We start from the raw sequence: 25,755 nt of genomic DNA on the forward strand, positions 1-25,755 counted from the left end.
GGTTTGCCCAGGCAGCCGAAGCTCTGCACCGCTCGCAGTCATCGGTCAGTTACACGGTGGCGCGCATGCAAGAGCAGCTAGGCGTGCCACTGCTGCGCATCGATGGCCGCAAAGCCGTGCTGACCGAGGCGGGCAACGTGCTGCTGCGCCGCTCCCGGCACTTGGTCAAGCAGGCCAGCCAGCTTGAAGACCTGGCTCACCACATGGAGCAAGGCTGGGAAGCCGAGGTACGTGTAGTGGTCGATGCCGCCTACCCCAGTGCCCGCCTGGTACGTGCCCTGGCCGCGTTCATGCCGCAGAGCCGCGGTTGCCGGGTGCGCCTGCGCGAGGAAGTGCTGTCCGGCGTCGAGGAGGTGATGCATGAAGGTATCGCCGACCTTGCCATCAGCAGCTACAGCATTGGCGGCTATCTGGGCACCGAGCTAAGTGCCGTGGAGTTCGTGGCCGTCGCCCACCCCGAGCACAGCCTGCACCGCCTGGGCCGGGAGATCACGTTCCAGGACCTGGAAAGCCAGTTGCAAGTGGTGATCCGCGACTCCGGCCGCGCCCAACCCCGCGATGTCGGCTGGCTCGGCGCCGAACAGCGCTGGACCGTCGGCAGCCTGGGTACCGCCACGACCTTCGTCAGCAGCGGGCTGGGCTTTGCCTGGCTGCCGCGGCACATGATCGATCGCGAACTGCGCGAAGGCGTGCTCAAGCCGCTGCCACTGGACCAGGGTGGCAGCCGTCATCCACTGTTCTACCTTTATTCGAGCAAAGAGAAGACCTTGGGCCCGGCCACGCAGATTCTCATCGACCTGCTGCGCAATTTCGACACCGCGCCACTGGACGTGCCCTTCGCAGCCCCCCCGCAAGCCTGAGAGAACCGCGCCCATGGCCTATTTCGAACATGAAGGATGCTCGCTGCATTATCAGGAATACGGCCAGGGTGAACCCCTGGTACTGCTGCATGGCCTGGGCTCGAGCAGCCAGGATTGGGAGCTGCAGGTACCCGCTCTCAGCCGCCATTACCGGGTGATCCTCATGGACATCCGGGGCCACGGCCGCTCCGACAAGCCCAATGATGGCTACCAGATCGCCACATTCAGCGAAGACCTGCTGGCCCTGCTCGAACACCTGCAGACCGGCCCGGTGCACTTCGTGGGGCTGTCGATGGGCGGCATGGTCGGGTTTCAATTCGCCGTCGACCATCCGCAGTGGCTGCGCAGCCTGTGCATCGTCAACAGCGCCCCCGAGGTCAAGCGCCGCACGCGCAACGACTGGGTCTGGTGGGCCAAGCGCTGGGGCCTTGCGCGCATCCTCAGTGTCGAGACGGTCGGCAAGGGCCTGGCCCAGCGCCTGTTCCCCAAACCGGAGCAAGCCGACTTGCGCCAGAAGATGGCGCAACGCTGGGCGCGCAACGACAAACGCGCCTACCTCAAGAGTTTTGACGCCATCGTGGACTGGGGCGTGCAGGAACGCATCGGCCAGATACACTGTCCCACGCTGGTGGTCGCTGCCGACCACGATTACACCCCGGTACAACTCAAAGAGCGCTACGTTGCCCTGATGCCGCAGGCAAGGCTGGTAGTCATCGATGATTCCCGGCACGCTACACCCCTCGATCAACCCGAAGTCTTCAACCAGACTTTGCTGCAGTTCCTCGCAGCCGCTTCCACCTCTCAAGGATCTTTGAGCCCATGCTGAAAAAACTTCTGCTCACCGCCTGCTCGGTCGCCTTTGCCACCACCGTCATGGCCTCCGACAAGACCCCTCACGTAGTGCTCGACACCAGCTTCGGCCAGGTCGAAATCGAGCTCGATGCCGAGAAGGCGCCGGTCAGTACCAAGAACTTCCTCGAATACGTCGACAGCGGTTTCTACAACAACACCATTTTTCACCGTGTGATCCCAGGCTTCATGGTCCAGGGCGGTGGGTTCACCGAGCAGATGGTGCAAAAGCCGACGCGTGACCCGATCCGCAACGAAGCCGGCAACGGTCTGCAGAACACCCGCGGCACCCTGTCGATGGCACGCACCTCCGACCCGAACTCGGCCACCAGCCAGTTCTTCATCAACGTGGCCGACAACGACTTCCTGAACCCGGGCCGTGACCGTGGCTATGCAGTGTTCGGCAAAGTGACCAAGGGCATGGAGGTGGTCGACCAGATCGTCAACTCGCGCACTACCGTCAAGAAAGGCATGCGCGATGTGCCGGCCGATCCGGTGTTCATCAAGTCCGCCAAACGCATCGACTGACTGCAGGCTTCACAAGGACGTGAAACCGCCTGAGGGTCGGGTTGAACAGGAGTGTTGTCACCCATGCTGTACCGCCGTTTCGAGCAACTGATCGACATCTTCCGCGACGCGCCCAGCGAGTCGCCGCCCACCCAGGTGTGGCCCTTCTACCTCTATTACCTGCGCCAGGTGTGGCCGAGTTTTCTCGCCCTGCTGGTGGTCGGCCTGGTTGCCTCGCTGATCGAGGTGGCGATGTTCAGCTACCTGAGCCGCATCATCGACCTGGCCCAGGGCACGCCCAATGCCAATTTCTTCAGCGAGCACAGCAGCGAACTGATCTGGATGCTGGTGGTGGTCCTGCTGCTGCGGCCGATCTTCTTTGGCCTGCATGACCTGCTGGTGCACCAGACCATCAACCCGGGCATGACCAGCCTGATCCGCTGGCAGAACCACACCTATGTGCTCAAGCAGAGCCTCAACTTCTTCCAGAGCGATTTTGCCGGGCGTATCGCCCAGCGCATCATGCAGACTGGCAACTCGCTGCGCGACTCGGCCGTGCAGGCGGTGGACGCGTTGTGGCACGTGCTGATCTATGCGATCACCTCGCTGGTGCTGTTCGCCGAGGCCGACTGGCGCCTGATGCTGCCGTTACTGGTCTGGATTGCCAGCTATGTCGCCGCACTGTTTTATTTCGTGCCACGGGTCAAAGAGCGCTCGGTGATCTCCTCCGACGCCCGCTCCAGGCTGATGGGGCGCATCGTCGACGGCTACACCAACATCGCCACCCTCAAGCTGTTCGCCCACACCGACCACGAGCAGCAGTACGCCCGCGAAGCGATCCGCGAACAGACCGAAAAGACCCAGCTGGCGTCGCGGGTGATCACCAGCATGGACGTGGTCATCACCAGCCTCAACGGCTTGCTGGTAGTCGCCACCACCGGCCTGGCCCTGTGGCTGTGGAGCCAGTCGCTGATCACCGTCGGCGCCATCGCCCTGGCCACCGGGCTGGTGATCCGTATCGTCAACATGTCGGGCTGGATCATGTGGGTGGTCAACGGCATCTTCGAGAACATCGGCATGGTGCAGGACGGCCTGCAGACCATCGCCCAGCCGGTCACCGTCACCGACAAGCCCAAGGCAGCGCCGCTGAAAGTGACCCGTGGCGCGGTGCGTTTCGATAACGTCGACTTCCACTATGGCAAGGCCCGCAACGTCATCGACGGGCTGAACCTGGACATCCGCCCGGGCGAAAAGATCGGCCTGATCGGCCCCTCCGGCGCTGGTAAGTCGACCCTGGTCAACCTGCTGCTGCGCCTTTACGACGTGCAGGGCGGGCGTATCCTGATCGACGGGCAGGACATCGCCGAGGTGAGCCAGGCCAGCCTGCGGGCGCAGATCGGCATGATCACCCAGGACACCTCACTGCTGCATCGTTCGATCCGCGACAACCTGTTGTACGGCCGCCCGGATGCCAGCGAGCAAGCGCTGCACGAGGCGGTGCGCCGGGCCCGTGCCGACGAATTCATTCCTCAGTTGTCGGATGCCCAGGGCCGCACGGGCTTCGACGCGCATGTGGGCGAGCGCGGGGTCAAGCTGTCCGGTGGACAGCGCCAGCGCATCGCTATAGCCCGGGTGCTGCTCAAGAACGCGCCCATCCTGATCATGGACGAGGCCACGTCAGCACTGGACTCGGAGGTCGAAGCGGCGATCCAGGAAAGCCTGGAAACCCTCATGCAAGGCAAGACGGTGATCGCCATCGCCCACCGCCTCTCGACCATTGCGCGGATGGACCGCCTGGTGGTGCTGGACAAGGGGCATATAGTCGAAAGTGGCAGCCACAGTGAACTGCTGGCGCAACAAGGCTTGTATGCCAGGCTGTGGCATCACCAGACGGGCGGGTTCGTCGGGGTGGATTGAGGCCTGTCGGGTTTCAATCCCGGCGGTAAGGCAACATCCCCCGTGCCTCTTCGGCATAGCCCATAACCCCTGCCCGCTCCTGCTGCAGGAAATCGTCCACCGCCCGGCGCAGGCCTGGGTGAAGCAGATAATGCCAGGAGCGGGTCAGCACCGGCTCGAAGCCACGAATCAGCTTGTGCTCGCCCTGCGCCCCGGCATCGAAGCGCTGCAAGCCTTCGGCAATCGCAAAGTCCATGCCCTGGTAGAAACAGGTCTCGAAGTGCAGCCGGTCGAACTCATCCAGGCAGCCCCAGTACCTCCCAAACAGGCTGTCGCCACCCACAAGGCTCAGGGCCATGGCGACATCGCGACCGCCTTGACGCGCCATCACGACCCTTAGGGCCTCGGGCATGCGCTGCGCCAGCAAGCTGAAGAATTCGCGGGTCAGATAGGGCGTACGCCTGCGCACTGCGTAGGTATTGGCGTAGCAGAGGTAGACGAAATCCCACTGAGCCTCCTCAAGTTCATCGCCACGGTACCAACGAAAGTCGATGCCCTGCCCTGCGACCTGCTCACGTTCCTTGCGCATCTGTTTGCGCTTGCGCGAACTCAAGCTGTCGAGAAAGTCCTGAAAGTCGCGGTAGCCATGGTTGCGCCAGTGGAACTGACATCCCAGGCGCTCCATCCAGCCCGGCAGGCCGGCCATCTGTGCATCCAGGCCAGGGTCGGTGAAGTTGATGTGAGCCCCGGATAGCCCGCCTTTGCCCAGATACTCAGGCAATGCCTGGAGCATGAGCAGGCCATCGGCCGGGTCAACGCTGAGCAGGCGCGGCCCGCTGACCGGGCTGAACGGCACGGCGCCGAGCAGTTTGGGGTAATAGGCAATACCAGCACGCTCGCAGGCGTCGGCCCAGCCATGATCGAACACGTACTCGCCGTACGAATGCCACTTGCGGTACGCCGGCAACAGCGCACGCACTTGCCCGTCACGCTCCAGCACCAGGTGTTCCGCCGCCCAGCCGGTGGCTGGCGCGACACTGCCGCTGTCCTCCAGGGCGCTCAGGAACGCATGGCGCAGGAAGGGTTGGCCGGCAGGTACCAGGGCGTCCCAGGTCGCGGCAGGCAGGTCACGCAGATGGGCAAGGCTGTAGAGGCTGGTCACGATGTCGACTCGCGGAGTGAGGGCATCAGTATCAGGGAATACCGGCCTCTCACTCAAATGCCGAATGCCGGCCCGATCCTTTCATTCTCAATTACTTAACGGCAGTGCCACCAAATAGACATTATTCTGTCATTCGCCCCCGCAATACTTGCGCCTGTTTTCCGGAACCCTAGAACCTGTCTATTCAGGCCCTTTCCGAAGACATGCCAACATGGGGGTGGACGCTGAGCCTCCCCAATATTTTTCAGTAGGGAGAACCTTATGCGTCTTGTTTCTACACTTACCGGAGTGAGCCTCACCGGCATGATGCTGGCTCTGAGTACTCCGGCCAGTGCGGCTGTCGACGCCAAGCTGCTCGAAATGCTCCGCGCCAACGGCTCGATCAACCAGGCGCAGTACAACGAACTGCAAGGTGACCTGGCAAAAGAAACCAAGGAAAAGGCCGACCAGAAAGCTCAGTCAGAACGCATGAGCTCCTTCGAACAGAAAGTGGCTTGGGCCGCCAAGACCCAGGTCAAAGGCGATATCCGCCTGCGCTACGAGGACGTCAACGTCGACGACCCGAACAGCAGCAGCGGCAACCAGGACCGCCAGCGCGTTCGCGCCCGCGTCGGTTTCTACAGCGAGATCAACCCGCAAGTCGACGCAGGCATCCGCATCGCCACCGGCAGCAGCGCAGACCGCCGTTCGACCAACCAGAGTTTCGATAACTACTTCGACAAGAAATCGCTGTGGGTCGACCAGGCCTACCTCGACTGGCACCCGAGCGCAGTACCGAACCTGCACCTGATCGGCGGCAAGATGGCACAGCCTTGGGTGAGCATGGGTGACATCATCTGGGACGGCGACATCAACCCGGAAGGCGTTGCCGCCACCTACAAGACCGACCTCGGCGGCGCCGAAGTCTTCGCCAGCGCGGGCCAGTACACGCTCAAGGACAACGTGGACGGCGACGGCGTGCAGTACAAGCACGACGCCCAGGTCTACCACGGCCAGTTGGGCGCCAAGTTCGCCCCGGCCGATGTGCTCAAGCTCACCGTCGGCGCGAGCATCTATGGCTACGACAACGACAAGGAAGCGACCATCCTGCAGTCGTTCGGCAATACCACCAACGAGTTCAACCTGGTGGAAGGCTTCGGCCAGGTGGACTTCACCGGCCTCGCCATCCCGTTGTCGGCGTATGGCCAGTACGTGAAGAACACCGAAAGCACCGATGGCGAAGACCAGGCCTGGCTGGCTGGCCTGAAGACCAAAGTCGGCGCCTGGAGCCTGGATTACAACTACCGCGATGTTCAGCGCAACGCCGTGGTCAGCCTGTTCACCGACTCCGACTTCGGCAACGGTTACACCGGCTCGCGCGGCCACAAGTTCAAGGTCGGTTATGAAATCGACAAGAACTTCTCGCTGGGCGCCGCTTACTTGATGGCCAAGACCGACCTGTCGCAGTTGCCGAACAGCGATGCCGATGTCGACACGCTGCAGGTGGACCTGGAAGCCAAGTTCTAAGCTGCAACGCCTGAGCTTCACTCAAGGCGGGAAATGCCGACCCCATCCGGCATTTCCTGCCTTTTTTTGCCTTCGAGAAACGCACTGGCCCTGCCGCCGGCAAGCCGGCGCAGGGCTGACTGTCAGCGTTTACGCAGAATCACACTACCAATCGAGTAGCCCGCACCAAACGAGCTCAGCACGCCCAGCGAACCCTTGGCCAGGTCATCCTGGTACAGGTGGAAGGCAATCACCGACCCCGCCGAGCTGGTGTTGGCATAACGGTCGAGAATGACTGGTGCATCTTCCTCGGCCACTTCACGGCCCAACAGCTTCTTGACGATCAGCTGGTTCATGCTCAGGTTGGCCTGGTGCAGCCAGAAGCGCTTGACGTCGGAGGGCTGCAGATCGTTCTCGCCCAGGTGCTTGCCGATCAGCTCGGCGACCATCGGGCAGACTTCCTTGAATACCTTGCGGCCTTCCTGCACGAACAACTTGTCCCGCGTACCGACGCCCTCTTCCGCAGCACGGTTGAGGAAGCCGAAATTGTTGCGGATATTGTTGGAGAACGAGGTCTGCAACTTGGTACCGAGGATATCGAACTGGTGTGCCGAGGTGGCCTGGTCGGCACGCTCGACCAGCACGGCAGTGGCAGCGTCACCAAAAATGAAATGGCTGTCGCGGTCACGGAAGTTCAGGTGCCCGGTGCAGATTTCCGGGCTGACCACCAACAACGCACGGGCCTGGCCCAGTTGCACGCTGTTGGCTGCGGTCTGGATGCCGAAGGTGGCCGAGGAGCAAGCCACGTTCATGTCGAAGGCGAAGCCCTGGATGCCCAGCGCCTGTTGCACTTCGATGGCGATGGCCGGGTACGGGCGCTGCAGGTTGGAGCAGGCGACGATCACCCCGTCGACATCGGCAGGGGTGCGGCCTGCGCGCTCGAGTGCCTGACGGGCAGCGGCCACGCCCATCTCGCAAAGGATCGACTGCTCGTCGTTGGAACGCTCCGGCAGGCGCGGCTTCATGCGCTGCGGGTCGAGAATGCCGGCCTTGTCCATGACGAAGCGGCTCTTGATGCCCGAGGCCTTCTCGATGAAGGCGGCGTCGGAAAGCGGCGCAGCTTCGACCTCGCCGCGCTCGATGGCGGCAGCGTTGTCGCGGTTGAACTGTTGCGACCAGGTGTTGAAGGATTCCACCAGTTCTTCGTTGGAAATGCTCTGGGCCGGGGTATACAGGCCGGTGCCGCTGATCACGACGTTATGCACGATCGTTCCTCTGGTCAAAGGCCATCGCCACAGGGCGCTGGCTGGAGTAATAGCACTTTAGTACCAAGTTCAAGGCGCAGGCTGAACCCGCAAGGGGCCGCAATGCGGCCCCAAATTGCCTCAATATTGCCACAACTTGCGGGGTTTAGGCTTCCACCTGAGACCACTGTTTGCTGAGACGTTTGTCAGAAATCGGTACTTTCGTGCCCAATTGCTGGGCAAACAGCGACACCCGATATTCTTCCAGCAACCAGCGGTACAAGGTCAGCTGCTCGTCGCGCTTGCCTTCCTGGGCATGCTTGTCGGCACGGGCCTTGTACTGGGCCCAGAGGTTGGCCAGCTCGCCACTCCACACCCTGTCCTTCTGTACCTGGCTGCCAAGCTTCTCCAGGCGCAACTCCACCGCCCTGAGGTAGCGCGGCAGCTCCTTGAACCAGGCCGAAGGCGTCTCGCGCACGAAGCCCGGATACACCAGGTTGGCCAACTGCTGCTTGATGTCGTTCAGCGCCACCGCCTGGCTCAGGTCGATCTTGCCTTTGAAACGCTTCTGCAGGCCGTGCCACAGCTTGAGCACTTCCAGCGTCTGGCGGGCCAGGCGCTCGGCATGCTCGGCCCAGCTGCCGCGCTTGCGCTCGGCAAGCCCGGCCAATGCTGCGCCATCGCGCGGTAGCGTGGCCTCCCCTTCGAGGATGCAACTGTCGAGGCTGGCCAGCAGGATATCCTCCACCAGCGCCTCGACACGGCCCAGTTCGCGGTACAGCAAGCCCAGTTCGGTCAGCCCCGGGAGCTTGCCGCGCAGGAACTTGGCAGGCTCTGCCAACTGCTGCAGCAACAGGCGCTGCAAGGCACGGCGATGCTGGAACTCGGCTTCGGCCTGGGTCGAGAAACGCCCCTCGCGCACGCTGCCGCTCTCTTCCACCAATGCCGGGTACACCGTCATCGACAGCCCGGCGATCTTCTGCTGGGCGGTCTGTTTCACTTCACTGAAGGCCTTGGCCTGCACCGGCTGCGCGCCCTTGTCGTCGCGCGGCACCGCCAGCGCTGCCTGGCTGGCGGCGGCAAAGCGTGCGGTCAACTCGGCCAGGTCGCGGCCCTCGCCGAGGAACTTGCCTTGGCCATCGACCACCTCGATATTCATACGCAGATGCCCTTCGACCAGGCCTACCGACTCTGCCCAGGCCTCATCGGACACACGGGCACCGGTCATGCGCAACAGCTCCTGGCCCAAAGCCTGAGGCAAGGCACCCTGGCCGAACGTCATGCGTGCCAGCGACGCCTTGACGAAGTCCGGTACCGGCACGAAGTTCTTGCGCAGGGCCTTGGGCAGGTTGCGCACCAGCGCCACGCACTTGGCTTCGAGCAAGCCCGGCACCAGCCACTCCAGGCGCTCGCCCGGCAGGCTTGGCAACAGCGGCGCGGGCACCCTTACCGTCACGCCGTCACGTGGGTGGCCCGGTTCGAAGTGGTAGCTCAGCGGCAGGCGCAGCTCGCCGACCTGCAGGCTGTCCGGGTATTGCGCCGCAGTGACTTCGCTGGCCTCACGGGCCAACACGTCTTCCTCACGCATGATCAGCAGGCTGGCATCCTTCTGGCTGCCCATGCGGTACCAGCTGTCGAAGGTCGCGGTCTGGTGGATCTCCGCTGGCAGGCGCGCTTCATAGAAGGCGTAGAGGGTTTCTTCATCGGCAAGAATGTCGCGCCGGCGCGCCTTGGCTTCCAGCTCGTCGAGCTCTTCAAGCAGGCGCTTGTTGGCGGCCAGGCACTTGGCCCGCGACTGGATTTCGCCTCCAACCAGCCCTTCGCGTATGAACAGCTCACGCGAGGTAACCGGGTCGATCGGACCGTAATGCACTGGGCGGCGGCCGACCAGGATCAGCCCGTAGAGGGTGATCTGCTCGTAGGCCACCACCTGCCCGCGCTTCTTCTCCCAGTGCGGTTCGAAGTGGTTTTTCTTGACCAGGTGAGTCGCCAGCGGCTCGATCCAGTCGGGCTCGATCTTGGCCACCATGCGCGCATACAGCTTGGTGGTCTCCACCAGCTCGGCGGCCATGACCCACTGCGGGCGCTTGCGGCCAATGCCCGAGGACGGGTGCACCCAGAAGCGCCGCTGACGCGCGCCCTGGTAGTCGCCGTCTTCGGTCTTGTGGCCGATCTGGCTGAGCAGCCCGCTGAGGATGGCTTTGTGCATCTTCTGGTAGTCGGACGGGTCCTTGTTCACCGTCAGTTGCAGGTCACGGCAGATCAGCGCCAACTGACGATGGGCGTCACGCCATTCGCGAAGGCGCAAATAGTTGAGAAAATTCTTGCGACACCAGTTGCGTAGCGGGTTGGCCGTCAGCGCCTGGCGCTGCTCCTCAAAGCCTCGCCACAGGTTGACCAGTGCGGCAAAATCGGAATCCACATCCTTCCACTGCGCATGCGCCTGGTCAGCTGCCTGCTGACGCTCCGGCGGGCGCTCGCGCGGGTCCTGCACCGACAATGCACTGGTGACGATCAGCACTTCCTGCAGGCTGCCCTGACGGGCGCCTTCGAGCAGCATCCGGCCCAGCCGGGGATCGATCGGCAAGCGCGCCAGCTGACGGCCCAGGGGCGTCAGCTGGTTCTCGCGGTTGACCGCCGACAGCTCCTGCAGCAGGTTGAAACCGTCGCTGATGGCCTTGCCATCCGGCGGCTCGATGAACGGGAAGGCATCGATGGCGCCCAGACGCAGGTGCAGCATCTGCAGGATCACCGCCGCCAGGTTGGTGCGCAGGATCTCGGGGTCGGTGAAGGCTGGCCGGCCGTTGAAGTCTTCTTCGCTGTAAAGGCGTATGCAAATGCCCGGCTCGACACGGCCGCAACGGCCTTTACGCTGGTTGGCGCTGGCCTGGGATACCGCTTCGATCGGCAAGCGCTGGACCTTGGCCCGGTAGCTGTAGCGGCTGATGCGCGCGGTACCGGTGTCGATCACATAGCGGATGCCTGGCACGGTCAGCGAGGTTTCCGCCACGTTGGTGGCCAGCACCACTCGCCGGCCAGTGTGCGACTGGAAGATACGCTGCTGCTCGGCCGGAGACAGGCGCGCATACAGCGGCAGGATCTCGGTATGACGCAACTGGGCCTTGCGCAGGATCTCGGCGGCATCGCGAATCTCGCGCTCGCCCGGCAGGAACACCAGCACGTCGCCGGGGCCCTTGCCCTCGCTGCGCTCGTGGTGGGCGATCTCATCGAGGGTGGCGAGGATCGCCTGGTCGACGGTGAGGTCGTCCTCGACCTGGTTGCCTTCTTCGTCCTGTTCACTGGTCAGCGGGCGATACCAGGTGTCCACCGGGTAGGTACGGCCGGATACCTCGATGATCGGCGCACCATCGAAATGCTTGGAGAAGCGCTCCAGGTCGATGGTCGCCGAAGTGATGATCAGCTTCAGGTCCGGGCGGCGATGCAGCAGGGTCTTGAGGTAGCCGAGCAGGAAATCGATGTTAAGGCTGCGCTCGTGCGCCTCGTCGACGATGATCGTGTCGTAGCGCTCGAGGAAGCGGTCATGCTGGGTTTCGGCCAGCAAGATGCCGTCGGTCATCAGCTTGACCAAGGTGTTGGCGTCGCTCTGGTCCTCGAACCGCACCTGGTAACCGACCAGGGCGCCCAGCGGTGTACCCAGCTCTTCAGCCACACGGGCAGCAACGCTGCGCGCGGCAATCCGCCGGGGCTGGGTGTGGGCGATCAGGCCGTGGCTGCCGCGGCCCAGCTCCAGGCAGATCTTGGGTAGCTGGGTGGTCTTGCCCGAACCGGTCTCACCAGCAATCACCAGGACCTGGTTTTCGGCCAATGCCTTTTTGATCTCGTCGCGCTTGGCGGCAATCGGCAAGCTGTCGTCGTAGCGGATGCGCGGCACACTGTGCTGACGCGCGGTCACCTGGGCGCAAGACGCCTGGACCTTCTCCACCCACTGCGCGAGCTTGGCCTCGTCGGGGCGCTTGCGCAGCTCATGCAGTTGCCGGCGCAGGCGATGGCGGTCGGCGATCATGGCGTGGTCGAGGTTTTGCAGCAGTTTGTCGATGGCGTGGTCAGTCATGGGGCTTTTTAGTGATGCAGGTGAGCCTGCTTTTGCATGATCGGCATTCGAAGGATGCGCGATTGTCGCAGATTTACCGGCTTTTTGCTGTCTGTACCGGCCCCCGCCAATGTTTAGCCGTTACCAGAGTGAAGGTTGCCATTCACTGCTTTAATCAACGTGACGTCGCATGTGAGTATCCAATGCATGATCCCCGTCCAGCCCATCGCCCCGCCGCTTTCGCGCCCTTCGCTACCGAAGGCCCGCACCTGCGCCGGTGAAAATCCGCTGGTCCATGTGATCCTGGCCTTCTGGGCCCTCTGGCATTGCCGCCACGCCCGCCCACCGGACACTTCACTCGCGCATCTGACAAAGCCCGGCCACCTTTCGGCCGATTGACTCAGCCGGACCGCCGCCAAGCGGCGGTCCTGTATGCACACGAGCGAATCCCTCATGCACTTTGCCCCCGTTGAACACGCCCGACGTTTCCTTGCCGAAAACCCCGATATCGAGCTGTTCGAACTGTTCATCCTCGACGCCAACGGCGTGCCGCGCGGCAAGCTGCTGCACCGCGACGAGCTGCTGGCGGTTTACCAGAGCGGCCGCCCGCTGCCCAGTACCATCCTGGGCCTGACCCTCAATGGCGATGACGTGGAAAACTCCGGGCTGGTCTGGGACGTCGGCGACATCGACTGCCGCGCCTACCCCTTGGAGGGCAGCCTGGTACGCCTGCCATGGCGCCGCGTGCCGACCGCCGCCGTGCAAGTCAGCATGCACCCCAGCGAAGGCCTACCGGCCAGCGTCGCCGACCCGCGCCATGTGCTGTTGCGCACCATCGAAGCGCTCAAGGCCGACGGCTACCACCCGGTGATGGCGTGCGAACTGGAGTTTTTCTTGCTCGACCAGCAGCGTGATGCCCAGGGCCGGCCGCAACCGGCCCTGGACAACGATGGCGGCCGCCCGCGCAGCACCCAGGTCTATGGCCTGCGTGAACTGGAGCAGATAGAGCCGTTTCTCGCCGACCTTTACGCGGCCTGCAAAGCCCAGGGCATCCCGGCCCGCACGGCGATTTCGGAGTACGCCCCAGGCCAGGTGGAAATCACCCTGGAGCATGGCGATGCCTTGGAGGCGATGGACCAGGCCGTGCGCTACAAGCGCCTGGTCAAAGGCGTGGCGCACGCCCACGGCATGCAGGCGTGCTTCATGGCCAAACCCTTCGCGCAACTGGCCGGCACCGGCATGCACATGCACCTGAGCCTGGCCGACAGCGCCGGCAACAACCTGTTCGCCAGCGAAGACAAGGCCGGCACTCCCCTTCTGCGCCAAGCGGTTGCCGGCATGCTGCGCCACCTGCGCGACTCGCTGCTGCTGTTCTGCCCCAACGCCAACTCGTTCCGTCGCTTCCAGGCCAACAGCTATGCACCGCTGGCGCCAACCTGGGGTGTCGACAACCGCACGGTCAGCTTGCGCGTGCCCGGCGGGCCGGCCAACAGCCGCCATGTCGAACACCGCATCTGTGGCGCCGACGCCAACCCGTACCTGGCCGCTGCGGCGATTCTCGCTGCCAGCCACCGCGGCATCCGCGAACAACTCGACCCGGGCGCACCGGTCGAAGGCAACGGCTACGCCCAGGCCACCGAACACCTGCCCACCGACTGGCTGACCGCCCTCGACGCACTGGAGCGTTCGGCGTGGGCACGCGAAGCACTCGGCGCGGACTTCCTCGGGGTGTACCTGAAGGTCAAACGCGCCGAGTATCGCCAGTTCATGGCCGAAGTCAGCGAACAGGACTGGCGCTGGTACCTGCACCAGGCCTGAGCCTCACCCTATTCAGAATAAGGAACACCCATGAACGCAGCAGTGAACAACGGCCCGGCCCAGCGCGCGCCGTCCTACTACAGTGCCTCCCTCAACGACCACACGCAGTACCCGCAGCTCAAGGGCACCGTGCAGGTCGACGTAGCCATTATCGGCGGCGGTTTCACCGGCGTAGCCACCGCCGTGGAGCTGGCCGAGCGCGGCCTGAAAGTGGCGGTGGTGGAAACCAACCGCATCGGCTGGGGCGCCAGCGGCCGCAACGGCGGCCAGGTCACCGGCAGCCTCTCGGGCGACGAAGCCATGCGCACGCAGATGCGCGACCGCCTGGGCAGTGAAGTGGATGACTTCATCTGGCACCTGCGCTGGCGCGGGCACCAGATCATCGAGCAGCGGGTCGAGCGCTATGGCATCGACTGTGACCTCAAGCGCGGCCACCTGCATGCAGCGATGAAACCGTCACACCTCAACGAGCTGCGCGCCTTCGAGGCCGAAGCGCAGAGCCGCGGCATGGGTGATCAGGTGCACATGCTCGACCGCAACTCGGTTGCCGAACACCTGCAAAGCCCGTTGTACCTGGGCGCGCTGAAAAACCTGCGCAACCTGCACCTGCACCCGCTCAACCTGTGCCTGGGCGAGGCGCGTGCCGCCCATGCACTGGGCGCGCTGATCTTCGAGAACTCCGAGGTACTGGACATCGTGCACGGCCCGCGCCCTGCAGTGGTCACTGCCCAAGGCCGAATCGAAGCACGCCAGGTGATGCTGGCCGGCGACGTTTACCACAAACTGGAAAAGCGCCAGCTAAAGGGCAAGATCTTCCCCGCCATGGGTGGCATCGTCACCACCGCGCCGCTGGGCGAACTGGCCGAACAGATCAACCCCCAGGACCTGGCGGTGTACGACTGCCGTTTCGTGCTCGACTACTACCGCCTCACTGCCGACAAACGCCTGCTGTTCGGCGGCGGCGCCAACTATTCGGGCAAGGATTCCCGTGATATCGCAGGTGAACTGCGCCCGTGCATCGAGCGCACCTTCCCGGCCCTCAAAGGGGTGCCGATCGAGTTCCAGTGGAGCTGCGCGATGGGTATCGTGGTCAATCGCATACCGCAGCTGGGCAAGCTTTCGGACAACGTCTGGTATTGCCAGGGCTATTCGGGGCACGGCATCGCCACCAGCCACATCATGGGCGAAATCATGGCCGAGGCGCTGACTGGAACGCTGGAGAAGTTCGATACCTTTGCCGGGTGCAAGCACATCAAGGTGCCGATGGGGGACCTGCTGGGCAATCCGCTGTTGGCGGCAGGGATGTGGTACTACCAGATGCTGGAAAAACTGCGTTGATTGCGCTCCCCCTGTAGGAGCGGCCTCGTGTCGCGAAAGGGCCGCAAAGCGGCCCCAGATTTTCAGCGTGATGCGGATATTGCGGGGCAATGGGCAGCGATCAGGCGATCTTCTTCAAACCCTGCTTCTTCAGCTCTTCATCACGCAACTCGCGGCGCAGGATCTTGCCCACGTTGGTCGTTGGCAGCGCGTCGCGGAACTCGATGTAACGCGGCACCTTGTAGCCGGTGACGTTGGCACGCATGTGCTCCATCACCTGCTCCTTGGTGACGGTCATGCCCGGCTTGACCACGATGAACACCTTGATCAGTTCGCCCGACTTTTCATCCGGCACGCCGATCGCAGCGCACTGCAGCACACCCGGCAGGGCTGCCAGTACGTCCTCCAGCTCGTTGGGATACACGTTGAAGCCCGAGACCAGGATCATGTCCTTCTTGCGGTCAACGATGCGCATGTAGCCATCCGGCTGGATCAGGGCAATGTCCCCGGTCTTCAGCCAACCGTCACTGTCGAGGATCTCGGCGGTGGCATCTTCACGCTGCCAGTAGCCCTTCATCACCTGCGGCCCCTTGACGCACAGCTCGCCCACCTCGCCCAGCGGCAGTTCGGTGCCACTGTCATCGATGACCTTGCACAGGGTCGAGGGCACCGGGATACCGATGGTGCCGACCTGGTTGGCTTCGGCCGGATTGACCGCCGCAACCGGGCTGGTCTCGGTCATGCCATAGCCTTCGCAAATGGCGCAACCGGTGACGGCTTTCCAGCGCTCGGCCACGCTCAGTTGCAGCGCCATACCACCGGACAAGGTGATCTTCAACGCCGAGAAGTCCAGCGCACGGAACGCCTCGTTGTTGCACAGGGCAACGAACAGGGTGTTGAGGCCGACGAAGCCGCTGAATTTCCACTTGCCCAGCTCCTTGACCATTGCCGGCAAGTCACGCGGGTTGCTGATCAGCACGTTATGGTTGCCGATCAGCATCATCGCCATGCAATGGAAGGTAAAGGCATAGATGTGGTACAGCGGCAGCGGCGTGATGAGGATCTCGCAACCTTCATGCAGGTTCGAACCCATCAGCGCCCGACACTGCAGCATGTTGGCCACCAGGTTGCGGTGCGTCAGCATTGCGCCCTTGGCCACACCTGTGGTGCCGCCGGTGTACTGCAGCACGGCAACATCATTGGCTTGCGGGTTGGCCTCGGCCACCGGCTGGCCCTTGCCCAGCGCCAGGGTATCGTTGAAGCGCACGGCGTTCGGCAGGTTATAGGCCGGCACCATCTTCTTCACGTACTTGATCACGCTGTTGATCAGCAGGCGCTTGAGCGGTGGCAACAGGTCGGCCACTTCGGTGACGATAACGTGCCTGACCTGGGTCTTGGGCACCACTTTCTCGGCCAGGTGAGCCATGTTGGCCAGGCACACCAGCGCCTTGGCACCGGAGTCGTTGAACTGATGTTCCATCTCCCGTGCGGTATACAGCGGGTTGGTGTTGACCACGATCAGGCCGGCGCGCATGGCACCGAACACCGCTACCGGGTACTGCAGGACATTCGGCAGCTGTACGGCAATGCGATCACCCGGCTTGAGGTCGGTGTGCTGCTGCAGCCAGGCCGCAAAAGCGCCCGACAGGGCATACAACTCGCCGTAGGTGATGGTCTTGCCCAGGTTGCTAAAGGCCGGTTTGTCGGCAAAGCGTTGGCAGGATTGCTTGAGTACCGCCTGGATATTGGGGAATTCGTCAGGATTGATTTCCGCCGTAATCCCGGCTGGGTATTTATCCTTCCAAAAATGGTCGATCATGGAAGCCCACTCCTTCAGCAACAGCGAAGTTCGATTTACGCGTCGATGCGTTTATTATTGATATGAGATGGCGGTTCGTTGCAAACCGAATCATCTGAAAGCGGGCCGAGAGTAACAGCTTTGCAAAGGGTCGCCTAGAGGCCAAAACGGGCCTTACGGTCACAAAAATGACTCAATGAAGGATACAAGTCATTTTTAGAGTATTTGACTTAGAGCGCCAAGTTTCAAGCGGCAAGCTGCAAGCTAGAGCGGCGCACGCCCCCTCTTGCAGCTTGAAACTTGAAGTTTGAAGCTCGCCCCCCTTACGCGATGTCGCGCAGCTCGCGACGCAGGATCTTGCCCACCGGTGTCATCGGCAACGACTCGCGCAGCACGATGTGCTTGGGCACTTTGTAACCTGTGAAGTTGGCCTTGCAGTAGGCCTTGAGTTCATCAACGCTGAGCCCGCCCTCACGGGCCACCACGAACAGTTTGACGGCCTCGCCCGAACGCTCGTCAGGCACGCCGATGGCGGCGCAGTTGGCCACCTTCGGGTGGCCCATGATCACGTCTTCGATTTCGTTGGGGTACACGTTGAAGCCCGAGACGATGATCATGTCCTTCTTGCGGTCGACAATACGCGTGAAGCCGTCCGGGTCGATCACTGCAATGTCGCCGGTTTTCAGCCAGCCATCAGCATCCAGGGTCTGCGCCGTAGCCTCGGGTTGCTGCCAGTACCCCTTCATCACCTGCGGGCCCTTGATGCACAACTCGCCCCGCTCACCGAGCGGCAGTTCATTGCCCTCATCATCGATGACCTTGAACGCGGTGTCTGCCACCGGTATGCCCACGGTACCCAGGCGTGCCAGCTCGCCATAAGGGTTGGTGCTGGCCACTGGCGAAGTCTCTGTCAGGCCGTAGCCCTCGACAATGCGGCAGCCGGTCAGGCTCTCCCAACGTTCGGCGGTGGCCTTGACCAGTGCCGTACCGCCAGAGTTGGTCACCTTGAGCGCCGAGAAATCCAGCTGCCGGAAGCCCGGGTGATCCATCAGCGCCACGAACAGGGTGTTCAACCCCAACAGTGCGGTGAACCGCCACTTGCCCAGTTCCTTGATGAAGCCAGGGATATCGCGCGGGTTGGTGATCAACACGTTATGGTTGCCGGTGACCATCATGCACATGCAGTTCGCGGTAAAGGCATAGATGTGGTACAGCGGCAGCGGCGCGATCATCACCTCCTGGCCTTCCTTGATCAGCTTCTGCCCGTCCGGGCCATGCTGCGAAAAGCACGCCAGCACCTGCAGCATGTTGGCCACCAGGTTGCCGTGGGTGAGCATGGCGCCCTTGGCCAGGCCCGTGGTGCCGCCGGTGTACTGCAGCACGGCGATGTCGTCCAGGCTCAGCGTTACCGGCTTGTGGCTCAGCGCCGCGCCCTCGCGCAGTGCCTGCTTGAACGAGATAGCCTGGGGCAGATGATAGGCCGGGACCATTTTCTTGACCTTGTCGACCACGGTGTTGATCAACCACCCCTTGGCCATGGGCAACAGGTCGCCCATCTTCGCCTCGATCAGGTATTCGATGCCGGTATCGGGCAGCACCTCCTGGACCCGCTTGCCGAACATGTTCAGGTACACCAGGGCGCGGGCACCGGCGTCTTTGAACTGGTGGCGCATTTCACGCTCGGTGTACAGCGGGTTGGTGTTGACCACGATCAGCCCGGCGCGCAGGGCACCGAACACCGCAATGGGATACTGCAGCACGTTGGGCATCTGTACGGCGATGCGGTCACCCGGCACCAGGTCGGTATGCTGCTGCAGCCAGGCAGCAAAGGCCGCCGAAAGGCGGTCGAGTTCGCCATAGGTCAGGGTCTTGCCCAGGTTGCTGAACGCCGGGCGGTCGGCGAAGCGCTTGCAGGATCGCTCGAAAACTTCGACGACCGAGGTGTACGCATGGATATCGATGGTGGAAGGCACGCCCGCCGGGCGCTTGTCATTCCAGAAGTCGGCTTGCATTTATTATTGTTCCTCTGCCTGAACCCGCTCTTAGCCTGTAATCCCTTTGCCTGATGGCAAAAAGGCGTTCAACCGACGTTAGCAGGTAAGCCTGAGGTGGCATATATGCCAAGTGCCGCCATTAACATTGTGAATCTTATTTGTGCCCATCCTGCAATCCGGCCGCTTGCGCATACACTGTGCTCGTACCCCAGCGCAAAGGATCCGCCATGCCTTACGACGCCTTCTGGCTGCCGGCCAGCGAGCATTGCAGCCTGTACGTGCACCAATGGCTGCCGGCCACGCCGGTCAAGGCCGTGGTGCTGCTGGCGCACGGCATGGCCGAACATGCCGGGCGCTACCAGCGCCTGGGCCAGGCGCTGAGCGCTGCCGGCTATGCGCTGCTGGCTGCGGACCTGCGCGGCCACGGCCGTACCGCCGAACGGGGTAGCCTCGGCCTGTTCGCCCGGCAACATGGCTGGAATGCCGTGGTCAACGACCTGGCCCTGCTCACACAGCACATCGGCCAGCAGTTCCCCTGCACACCGCTGTTCCTGTTCGGCCACAGCATGGGCAGCTACATCGCCCAGGCTTACCTGATGCACCACAGTGGCAGCGTGCACGGGGCGATCCTCAGTGGCTCCAATTTCCAGCCGCCGGCGCTATACCGCATGGCGCGCCTGATCGCCCGGCTGGAGGCGTTGCGCCAAGGCCCGCAAGGCAAGAGTGCGCTGATCGAGTGGCTGTCGTTCGGCTCGTTCAACAAAGCCTTTAAACCCACCCGTACCGCCTTCGACTGGCTCAGCCGCGACCCTGAAGAGGTAAACAGGTACGTCAGCGACCCGCTGTGCGGTTTTCGCTGCAGCAACCAGTTGTGGCTAGACTTGCTGCATGGCCTGGCGCAGATCAGCCAGGCGAAGAACCTCGCGCAGATCGATCCGAACCTGCCGTTGCTGGTGATTGGCGGTGAATGTGATCCGGTGAGTGCCGGCAAGCGTCTCACCCATCTGGCCGACGCCCTGCGCGCGACCGGCAATCGACATGTACAACTGCGCGTCTACCCCAAGGCGCGGCACGAAGTGCTCAATGAACTCAATCGGGACGAGGTCACCGCCGATATCCTCGCGTGGCTGGAGCAGGCGCTGGCCCTTGGCCGCCCTGCCCGCAGTGAATGATAACGGCCTTGTCCGCCCATCAAGGAAGCGCCAATGACCCAGGTCACCAACACGCCTTACGAAGCTCTAGAAGTCGGCCAGAAGGCCAGTTACGAAAAGTCTGTGGAAGAACGCGACATCCAGCTGTTCGCCGCGATGTCCGGTGACCACAACCCGGTGCACCTGGATGCCGAATTCGCCGCCAAGAGCATGTTCCGTGAGCGCATTGCCCATGGCATGTTCAGCGGCGCGCTGATCAGCGCGGCAGTAGCCTGCACCCTGCCCGGCCCGGGCACCATCTACCTGGGCCAGAAGATGAGCTTCCAGAAGCCGGTAAAAATCGGCGACACCCTGACTGTGCGCCTGGAAATCCTCGAGAAGCTGCCCAAGTTCAAAGTGCGCATCGCCACCAACGTGTACAACCAGAACGATGAGCTGGTTGTAGAGGGCGAGGCAGAGATCCTGGCGCCGCGCAAGCAGCAGACGGTAGAGCTGGTATCGCCGCCCAATTTTGTCGCCAGCTGATGGCTTCAGGCAGTACCGGCGACAGGGCCGGTGCTGCCGGGTCATTCCAACGCCTGCAGCTTTCCCTCGATATGCCGCCGTTCCGGCGCCTGATGCGTCAACTCCAGCGCCTGCCGCCAGGCCGCACGAGCCTGTTCTGCCTGACCCAACTGGTAATGCAGCTCCGCCCTTGCCGCATGCGCCAGGTGATAGTCGCGCAACTCGCCAGTCGCCAGAATTGTTTCAATCTCCGCCAACCCCACCCGCGGCCCATCCCGCTTGGCCAATGCCACCGCTCGGTTGAGCGCCACCACTGCGGACGGCCAATGCCGCTGCAGCACATCGTAAAGGCCGACAATCTGCGCCCAGTCCGTTTCACTGGCGCTCGCAGCCTCCGCATGCACCGCTGCAATCGCCGCCTGCACCGTGTAGGCACCGAACGCCCGGCTGCGCAGCGCCAGCTGCACCAGCTCACAACCTTCGCTGATTTGCGCACCGTCCCACAGGCTGCGATCCTGCTGCTCGAGCAGCACCAGATTGCCTTGGGCATCGCTACGCGCGTGCTGGCGTGACGCCTGCAGCAACATCAGCGCCAGCAAACCGACCGCCTCCGGGTCCGGTAACAACTGCACCAGCAAGCGACCGAGGCGTATCGCTTCGTCACTCAACGCCTGTTGCACCAACGCCTCACCCGAAGACGCCGAATAGCCTTCGTTGAACACCAGGTAAATCACCCGCAACACGCTTTCCAGGCGCTCAGGCAATTCGTGCAGCTGCGGCACCTGGTAAGGAATGCGTGCGTCGCGGATCTTGGCCTTGGCGCGCACGATGCGTTGGGCAATGGTCGCCGGGCTCTGCAGGAAGGCACGGGCGATCTGCTCAGTGGTCAGGTCACAGACTTCGCGCAACGTCAAAGGCACCTGCGCATCGGCAGCCAGAGCCGGGTGGCAGCACGTGAAGATCAGCCGCAGGCGATCGTCGGCGAGCAACGCCTCATCACTGGGGTCTTGCCCCTGGCCCTCGATGAGCATGATCAGGTCAGCCTGCGAACGGTCGAAACGCGCACGCCGCCGCACCGCGTCAATGGCCTTGAAACGGCCGGTCGACACCAGCCATGCACGTGGGTTTTGGGGGATACCGTCACGCTGCCAGCGCTCGACGGCAATGAAGAAGGCATCATGCATGGCCTCCTCTGCCAGGTCGAAATCCCCCAGCAGGCGGATCAGCGTCGCCAGGATACGCCGCGAGTCCCGGCGGTAAACCCCCTCGATCTCGGCGCGTACCTGCACCAGCGTTGCCATCAGTCCGGCATCCGCTGGGTCACCACCTCCACCAGGCGGTCCAGGCTTTCTCCCCACCCCTGGTGAAAACCCATTTCTTCATGGGCCGTGCAGTCGGCAGCGCTCCAGTGCCAGGCGCGGGCGGTATAACGGGTCTTGCCGTGTTCCTCGTCAAAGGTCACCACTGCGGTCATGAAGGCCTTGGCCGACGGCACCCAGCCTGGCCCGAACGCATCGGTGAACACCAGCCGACGTGGCGCGGCGATCTCCAGGAACACACCCTGGGTGGGGTAATCGGTACCGTCGGGGGCGCGCATCAAGGTGCGAAACAGGCCACCGACCCAGAGCTGCATTTCACATTCCGGCGTGGTCATGCCATGCGGCCCCCACCACTGCATCAGCCACTGGGGTTCGGTCCAGGCACGGAACACCTTGGCGGGCGGGGCGTCGATCAGACGGCTGATGGCCAACTCGTGTTGCGCTTGCGCAGGTTGGGCAAGGCTCATTCTTGTTGTTCTCCGTTGCGGTCAGGGTTGCAGTTCGCGCACGGGCCTTACTTCAACGCTGCCGACCCGTGCGGCCGGGATGCCTTTGGCAATGTTCAATGCCTCGTTGAGATCGCGGGCATCGACCAGGTAAAAACCCGCAAGCTGCTCTTTGGTCTCGGCGAACGGGCCATCGGTCAGGCTCATGTGGCCACCGCGCATGCGTACCGTGGTGGCGGTCTGCACCGGTTTCAGCGCCTCGGCCGCGAGCATGCGCCCACAGCGCTGCAGCGACTCGGCGTAAGCCATGCATTCGGCATCTTCGGGGCTGTCGGGCAGGCTGTGCAGCAGCCCCTCGTCACAATAGACCAGGCACAGGTATTTCATGGTGATCTCCACGGCATTGGCAAAGTGCGTTTGGCGATAGCTGATCAGGGTTTGAGATCAAACAGCGCTTTCTGGGTTTCCACATCGAAAGGCGCCGACCAGTGCTCGTGGATGACCCGCCACTGGCCGGCGGTCTTGCGATAGCCCACGGTGACGCGCATGAAACCGCACTGGCTTTCGTCATCCGACGGGCCGCAGCGGTTGAGCCAATGGGCCAGGCCCAGCTCGCCATCGGCGTACACCGTGAGTTCGGCCAACTCGAACGTCATCGGGCCGGTGCAAAAACCCATGCACATTTCCCAATGTGCCTGGTACACGGCCTTGCCCTTGAACTGCAGTTCCTTGATCGCGTCGAAGGCGACGATGTCGTCGGCATAGGGGGCGGTGATACCTGGGATGTCACGATCGCGCACCGCTTGCATCCAGCGTTCGATCAGTTCACGGATTTCGCTTTCGGCCTGGGTATTCATGAGGGGCTCTCCGAAGTGCGGGTGGCGCCGGTACTCGGCGCCTTCAACACTGGTCGAACGAGAGAGCGGGAAATCGACAACAGGGAGGAAAAAGGCTGACAGGCGCGGCGGCACCCTGTAACTGCCTACACGCCCGGGCTGGCCAGTATGAATTCGCGATAGCCCGAAACGATCACGTACACCGCGAAATAGCAGAAAATCGCTGCCGAGAGCAGGTATGACCACGTCAGCAGACGGTCACCGAGCAAACGCCCACCATGGCTGGCGATGCCGCACAGGCTCAGGCACCAGACCAGCCCTGCAGCGAAAAAGCCGCCGAGAAACAACCCGGCCTCCAGCAGGCTACCGCCACCGGAACGGGAAATCAGCACGCCACCGACAGCGGCGAACCACAAAATGGCGGTGGGCGACGACATGGCCAGGAAGATACCGCGCATGAATTCGCGCCAGGCCGATTCCGCCACCACCTCGCTGCGCGCTTCCATATGCCCGCCGCGCCAGGCCGCCAGCAGCATCTTCAGCGCGAACCACACCAGCAGCGCCGAACCACCCAGCCACAAGGCCCAGCGCACGCTCTCGAACTGCAGCAACACGGTCATGCCGGCCAGCGCTGCGATCGCATACACCAGGTCACCGACACACGTGCCCAGGCCGAGCCAGAACCCTTGCAGGAAACCGCGCTGCATGGCCAGAGTGATCATAGCGATATTGGCCACACCGATATCAAGACACAGGGACAGGCTGAGGAGAAAACCGTTGGAGAAAGGCATTGAATACTCGATGACGGGTAAATGAGCGCCGTAGAGCCTGCCATGAGTGATTGCGGGATTGGAAGAACAAGTGTTCGATCAGGCCAGCGCCGCCTGTTCAAACACCTCGTCGGCCCACTGGTTCAGGCTTTTGCCTGCCGCACGGGCAGCAACGCTGGCAGCGGCATGGATTTCGGGCCGAATACGCAGCATGACCTTCCCCGATGCCGGCTTTTCGGGAGTGATGCCCTGTTCCGCGCAATCGGCCAGGTAGTCCTCCAACGCATGACGGAAGGCCTCATGCAGTTCCGGGACAGAACTTGCGTGGAAACTGATGATGTCGCGAATCCCCAGCACGCGGCCGACGAAAATATCATCACGCTCATCATATTCAATACGGGCGGCATAGCCCTTGTAGCGCATGCAACTCATCATTTCACTCCTGCCCGCAGCAAGAATTCGCGGGCCTCTTCAATCTGATACCGCCTGGCCTCCTTGCCTGGATGGGGACGATGGCACCTCCAGCACTGGCCGCCAAGCACCAGTTTGACCCGGGAGCCTTGCCGCTCCAGCACCTGCCCCCCGAGGTGCAGCACCAGCGTTTCAATCTCGGAAAAGGCTAGTGACGACGTGGTTGGCGTCCTCAGGATAGCGTCGAGAATTTTTCGGTATCGAGTATTCATGGAAAAATGCTATCAAAATAAGATAGCACTTATTCCAAGATATTCATTCAGGATCTTTCATTGCCCCCGAGAATCCGCGCATACCGCGCCCGGTCCACGTTCGCTCCGCTCAACACCACAGCCACGCGCTTGCCGGCCTGCTGTTCGCGCTCTTGCATCAACGCCGCCAGCGCTGCGGCACCTGCACCTTCGGCAGTGTTGTGCGTGGCCTCGTGGTAAACCCGCATGGCTTCGGCGACTTCACTGTCGGTGACCCGCACGATCCGCGCAGCATGCTCGCGCACCAGGGCAAAGGCTTGCGGATGGGGTACCCGGCAAGCCATGCCATCGGCGAAGGTTTCGGCAGTGGCAGTGGTGACGATATGGCCCTGCTCGAAGCTCTGGGCATAGGCATCGGCGGCGCTGGACACCACACCGACGATCTGGGTTTTCAAACCCAGCAGGTTACGCGCCTGGATCAGCCCGCAAATGCCTGACCCCATGCCGATCGGCACGTAAACGCAGTCCAGGTCACATACTGCCTCAAACAGCTCAAGGGCATAAGTGGCCACGCCCCGCACCAATTCCGGGTGGAACGAAGGCACCATGGCATACCCCAGCACCTCGGCCAGCCGCGCGGCTTCTTCACGGGCCACATCGAAATCCACACCGTGCTCGACCAACTCGGCCCCCAGTGCGCGCATGGCGGCGTTCTTCTCTGTGGAATTGCCCTCAGGGACTACGATGACCAACGCAATGCCTGCCTGCCGTGCCGCCAGGGCCATGCTTTGGCCGTGGTTGCCACGGGTTGCGGTGACCAGCCCGCGGGGTGGATTGCCGCCCGCCAGCAGCGAGCGCACATAGACCAGACCGCCCCGGACTTTGAAAGCCCCGGTGGGTGCGTGATTTTCGTGCTTCACCCACACCTCGCAGCCCAGCCGCTCAGCCAGCAACGGCCAGGCGTGCTGGGGCGTGGCAGGTACATGTTGGTGAACGAAATCGGCGGCTTCGCGCAGGGCGGCAAGGTCGAACATGGCGATCATCCCTTTCGGTAGGTGGTTGATCCGATCCTAAGCGCGGGGCATT

General features: G+C 62.8%; 21 protein-coding genes. 9 read left to right on the forward strand and 12 right to left on the reverse strand.

What is annotated here, in order from left to right; genetic code table 11:
• The 4 genes from BLX42_RS20420 to BLX42_RS20435 all read left to right on the forward strand — a co-directional run.
• A partial coding sequence (locus BLX42_RS20420) for a LysR family transcriptional regulator (protein WP_161872495.1) occupies positions 1 to 860 on the forward strand: 860 nt, incomplete at its 5' end.
• Positions 861 to 873: 13 nt separating this feature from the next.
• Complete coding sequence (locus BLX42_RS20425) at positions 874 to 1,686, forward strand: alpha/beta fold hydrolase (RefSeq protein ID WP_012315659.1); 813 nt, start codon at positions 874 to 876, stop codon at positions 1,684 to 1,686.
• The gene (locus tag BLX42_RS20430) at positions 1,680 to 2,237 is read left to right on the forward strand and encodes a peptidylprolyl isomerase (protein ID WP_046788057.1); all 558 of its coding nucleotides are present in this window, start codon (positions 1,680 to 1,682) and stop codon (positions 2,235 to 2,237) included. Before BLX42_RS20425 ends, BLX42_RS20430 begins: the two co-directional genes overlap by 7 nt.
• A 63-nt stretch (positions 2,238 to 2,300) precedes the next feature.
• On the forward strand, positions 2,301 to 4,133 hold the full coding sequence (locus tag BLX42_RS20435; protein ID WP_046788056.1) for an ABC transporter ATP-binding protein: 1,833 nt from the start codon (positions 2,301 to 2,303) through the stop codon (positions 4,131 to 4,133).
• Between the two features lie 13 nt (positions 4,134 to 4,146).
• On the opposite strand, the gene BLX42_RS20440 is transcribed toward BLX42_RS20435, so the two are convergent.
• On the reverse strand, positions 4,147 to 5,274 hold the full coding sequence (locus BLX42_RS20440) for a GNAT family N-acetyltransferase (RefSeq protein ID WP_046788090.1): 1,128 nt from the start codon (positions 5,272 to 5,274) through the stop codon (positions 4,147 to 4,149).
• 261 nt (positions 5,275 to 5,535) lie between these two features.
• Here BLX42_RS20440 and BLX42_RS20445 point away from each other — a divergent pair, with 261 nt between their 5' ends.
• Complete coding sequence (locus BLX42_RS20445; protein ID WP_046788055.1) at positions 5,536 to 6,780, forward strand: putative porin; 1,245 nt, start codon at positions 5,536 to 5,538, stop codon at positions 6,778 to 6,780.
• Positions 6,781 to 6,902: 122 nt separating this feature from the next.
• On the opposite strand, the gene BLX42_RS20450 is transcribed toward BLX42_RS20445, so the two are convergent.
• Both BLX42_RS20450 and hrpA read right to left on the reverse strand, forming a co-directional pair.
• On the reverse strand, positions 6,903 to 8,024 hold the full coding sequence (locus tag BLX42_RS20450) for a beta-ketoacyl-ACP synthase III (RefSeq protein ID WP_046788054.1): 1,122 nt from the start codon (positions 8,022 to 8,024) through the stop codon (positions 6,903 to 6,905).
• A 145-nt stretch (positions 8,025 to 8,169) separates the two neighbouring features.
• A complete protein-coding gene (gene hrpA / locus BLX42_RS20455; protein WP_046788053.1) occupies positions 8,170 to 12,075 on the reverse strand; it encodes an ATP-dependent RNA helicase HrpA in 3,906 nt (1,301 codons plus the stop codon).
• A 432-nt stretch (positions 12,076 to 12,507) separates the two neighbouring features.
• Here hrpA and BLX42_RS20460 point away from each other — a divergent pair, with 432 nt between their 5' ends.
• Together BLX42_RS20460 and BLX42_RS20465 are read left to right on the forward strand one after the other, a co-directional pair.
• A complete protein-coding gene (locus BLX42_RS20460; protein WP_046788051.1) occupies positions 12,508 to 13,872 on the forward strand; it encodes a glutamine synthetase family protein in 1,365 nt (454 codons plus the stop codon).
• Positions 13,873 to 13,902: 30 nt separating this feature from the next.
• Positions 13,903 to 15,210 carry an FAD-binding oxidoreductase gene (locus BLX42_RS20465; protein ID WP_161872496.1) on the forward strand — a complete coding sequence of 436 codons (1,308 nt, stop codon included), beginning with the start codon at positions 13,903 to 13,905 and terminating at the stop codon, positions 15,208 to 15,210.
• Between the two features lie 100 nt (positions 15,211 to 15,310).
• Here BLX42_RS20465 and fadD1 read toward each other — a convergent pair whose 3' ends face one another.
• Together fadD1 and fadD2 are read right to left on the reverse strand one after the other, a co-directional pair.
• Entirely contained in the window at positions 15,311 to 17,008 is a 1,698-nt protein-coding gene (gene fadD1, locus BLX42_RS20470; RefSeq protein ID WP_046788049.1) for a long-chain-fatty-acid--CoA ligase FadD1, read from the reverse strand.
• Positions 17,009 to 17,310: 302 nt separating this feature from the next.
• A complete protein-coding gene (fadD2, locus tag BLX42_RS20475; protein ID WP_046788048.1) occupies positions 17,311 to 18,999 on the reverse strand; it encodes a long-chain-fatty-acid--CoA ligase FadD2 in 1,689 nt (562 codons plus the stop codon).
• A gap of 209 nt (positions 19,000 to 19,208) precedes the next feature.
• Here fadD2 and BLX42_RS20480 point away from each other — a divergent pair, with 209 nt between their 5' ends.
• Together BLX42_RS20480 and BLX42_RS20485 are read left to right on the forward strand one after the other, a co-directional pair.
• Positions 19,209 to 20,153 carry an alpha/beta hydrolase gene (locus BLX42_RS20480; protein ID WP_115274125.1) on the forward strand — a complete coding sequence of 315 codons (945 nt, stop codon included), beginning with the start codon at positions 19,209 to 19,211 and terminating at the stop codon, positions 20,151 to 20,153.
• 33 nt (positions 20,154 to 20,186) lie between these two features.
• Positions 20,187 to 20,657 carry a MaoC family dehydratase gene (locus tag BLX42_RS20485; protein ID WP_012315672.1) on the forward strand — a complete coding sequence of 157 codons (471 nt, stop codon included), beginning with the start codon at positions 20,187 to 20,189 and terminating at the stop codon, positions 20,655 to 20,657.
• Between the two features lie 41 nt (positions 20,658 to 20,698).
• Here the strand turns inward: BLX42_RS20485 and BLX42_RS20490 are convergent, their stop codons facing one another.
• The 7 genes from BLX42_RS20490 to BLX42_RS20520 form a co-directional block, all read right to left on the reverse strand.
• Positions 20,699 to 21,937, reverse strand: a complete 1,239-nt coding sequence (locus tag BLX42_RS20490; RefSeq protein WP_046788046.1) for an RNA polymerase sigma factor — start codon at positions 21,935 to 21,937, stop codon at positions 20,699 to 20,701.
• Entirely contained in the window at positions 21,937 to 22,422 is a 486-nt protein-coding gene (locus BLX42_RS20495) for an SRPBCC family protein (protein ID WP_115274123.1), read from the reverse strand. Before BLX42_RS20495 ends, BLX42_RS20490 begins: the two co-directional genes overlap by 1 nt.
• A gap of 21 nt (positions 22,423 to 22,443) precedes the next feature.
• Complete coding sequence (locus BLX42_RS20500) at positions 22,444 to 22,788, reverse strand: YciI family protein (protein WP_039603659.1); 345 nt, start codon at positions 22,786 to 22,788, stop codon at positions 22,444 to 22,446.
• Positions 22,789 to 22,832: 44 nt separating this feature from the next.
• A complete protein-coding gene (locus BLX42_RS20505) occupies positions 22,833 to 23,258 on the reverse strand; it encodes a nuclear transport factor 2 family protein (protein WP_039603658.1) in 426 nt (141 codons plus the stop codon).
• 125 nt (positions 23,259 to 23,383) lie between these two features.
• Positions 23,384 to 24,028 carry a LysE family translocator gene (locus BLX42_RS20510; RefSeq protein WP_046788043.1) on the reverse strand — a complete coding sequence of 215 codons (645 nt, stop codon included), beginning with the start codon at positions 24,026 to 24,028 and terminating at the stop codon, positions 23,384 to 23,386.
• A 78-nt stretch (positions 24,029 to 24,106) separates the two neighbouring features.
• Positions 24,107 to 24,439 carry a type II toxin-antitoxin system HicB family antitoxin gene (locus BLX42_RS20515; RefSeq protein ID WP_039603657.1) on the reverse strand — a complete coding sequence of 111 codons (333 nt, stop codon included), beginning with the start codon at positions 24,437 to 24,439 and terminating at the stop codon, positions 24,107 to 24,109.
• 298 nt (positions 24,440 to 24,737) lie between these two features.
• Positions 24,738 to 25,703, reverse strand: coding sequence for a threonine dehydratase (locus BLX42_RS20520; protein ID WP_161872497.1), 966 nt, complete (start codon positions 25,701 to 25,703; stop codon positions 24,738 to 24,740).
• Positions 25,704 to 25,755: the final 52 nt, after the last annotated feature.

This window comes from Pseudomonas sp. SG-MS2, assembly GCF_009933855.1.
Taxonomy (GTDB): domain Bacteria; phylum Pseudomonadota; class Gammaproteobacteria; order Pseudomonadales; family Pseudomonadaceae; genus Aquipseudomonas; species Aquipseudomonas putida_E.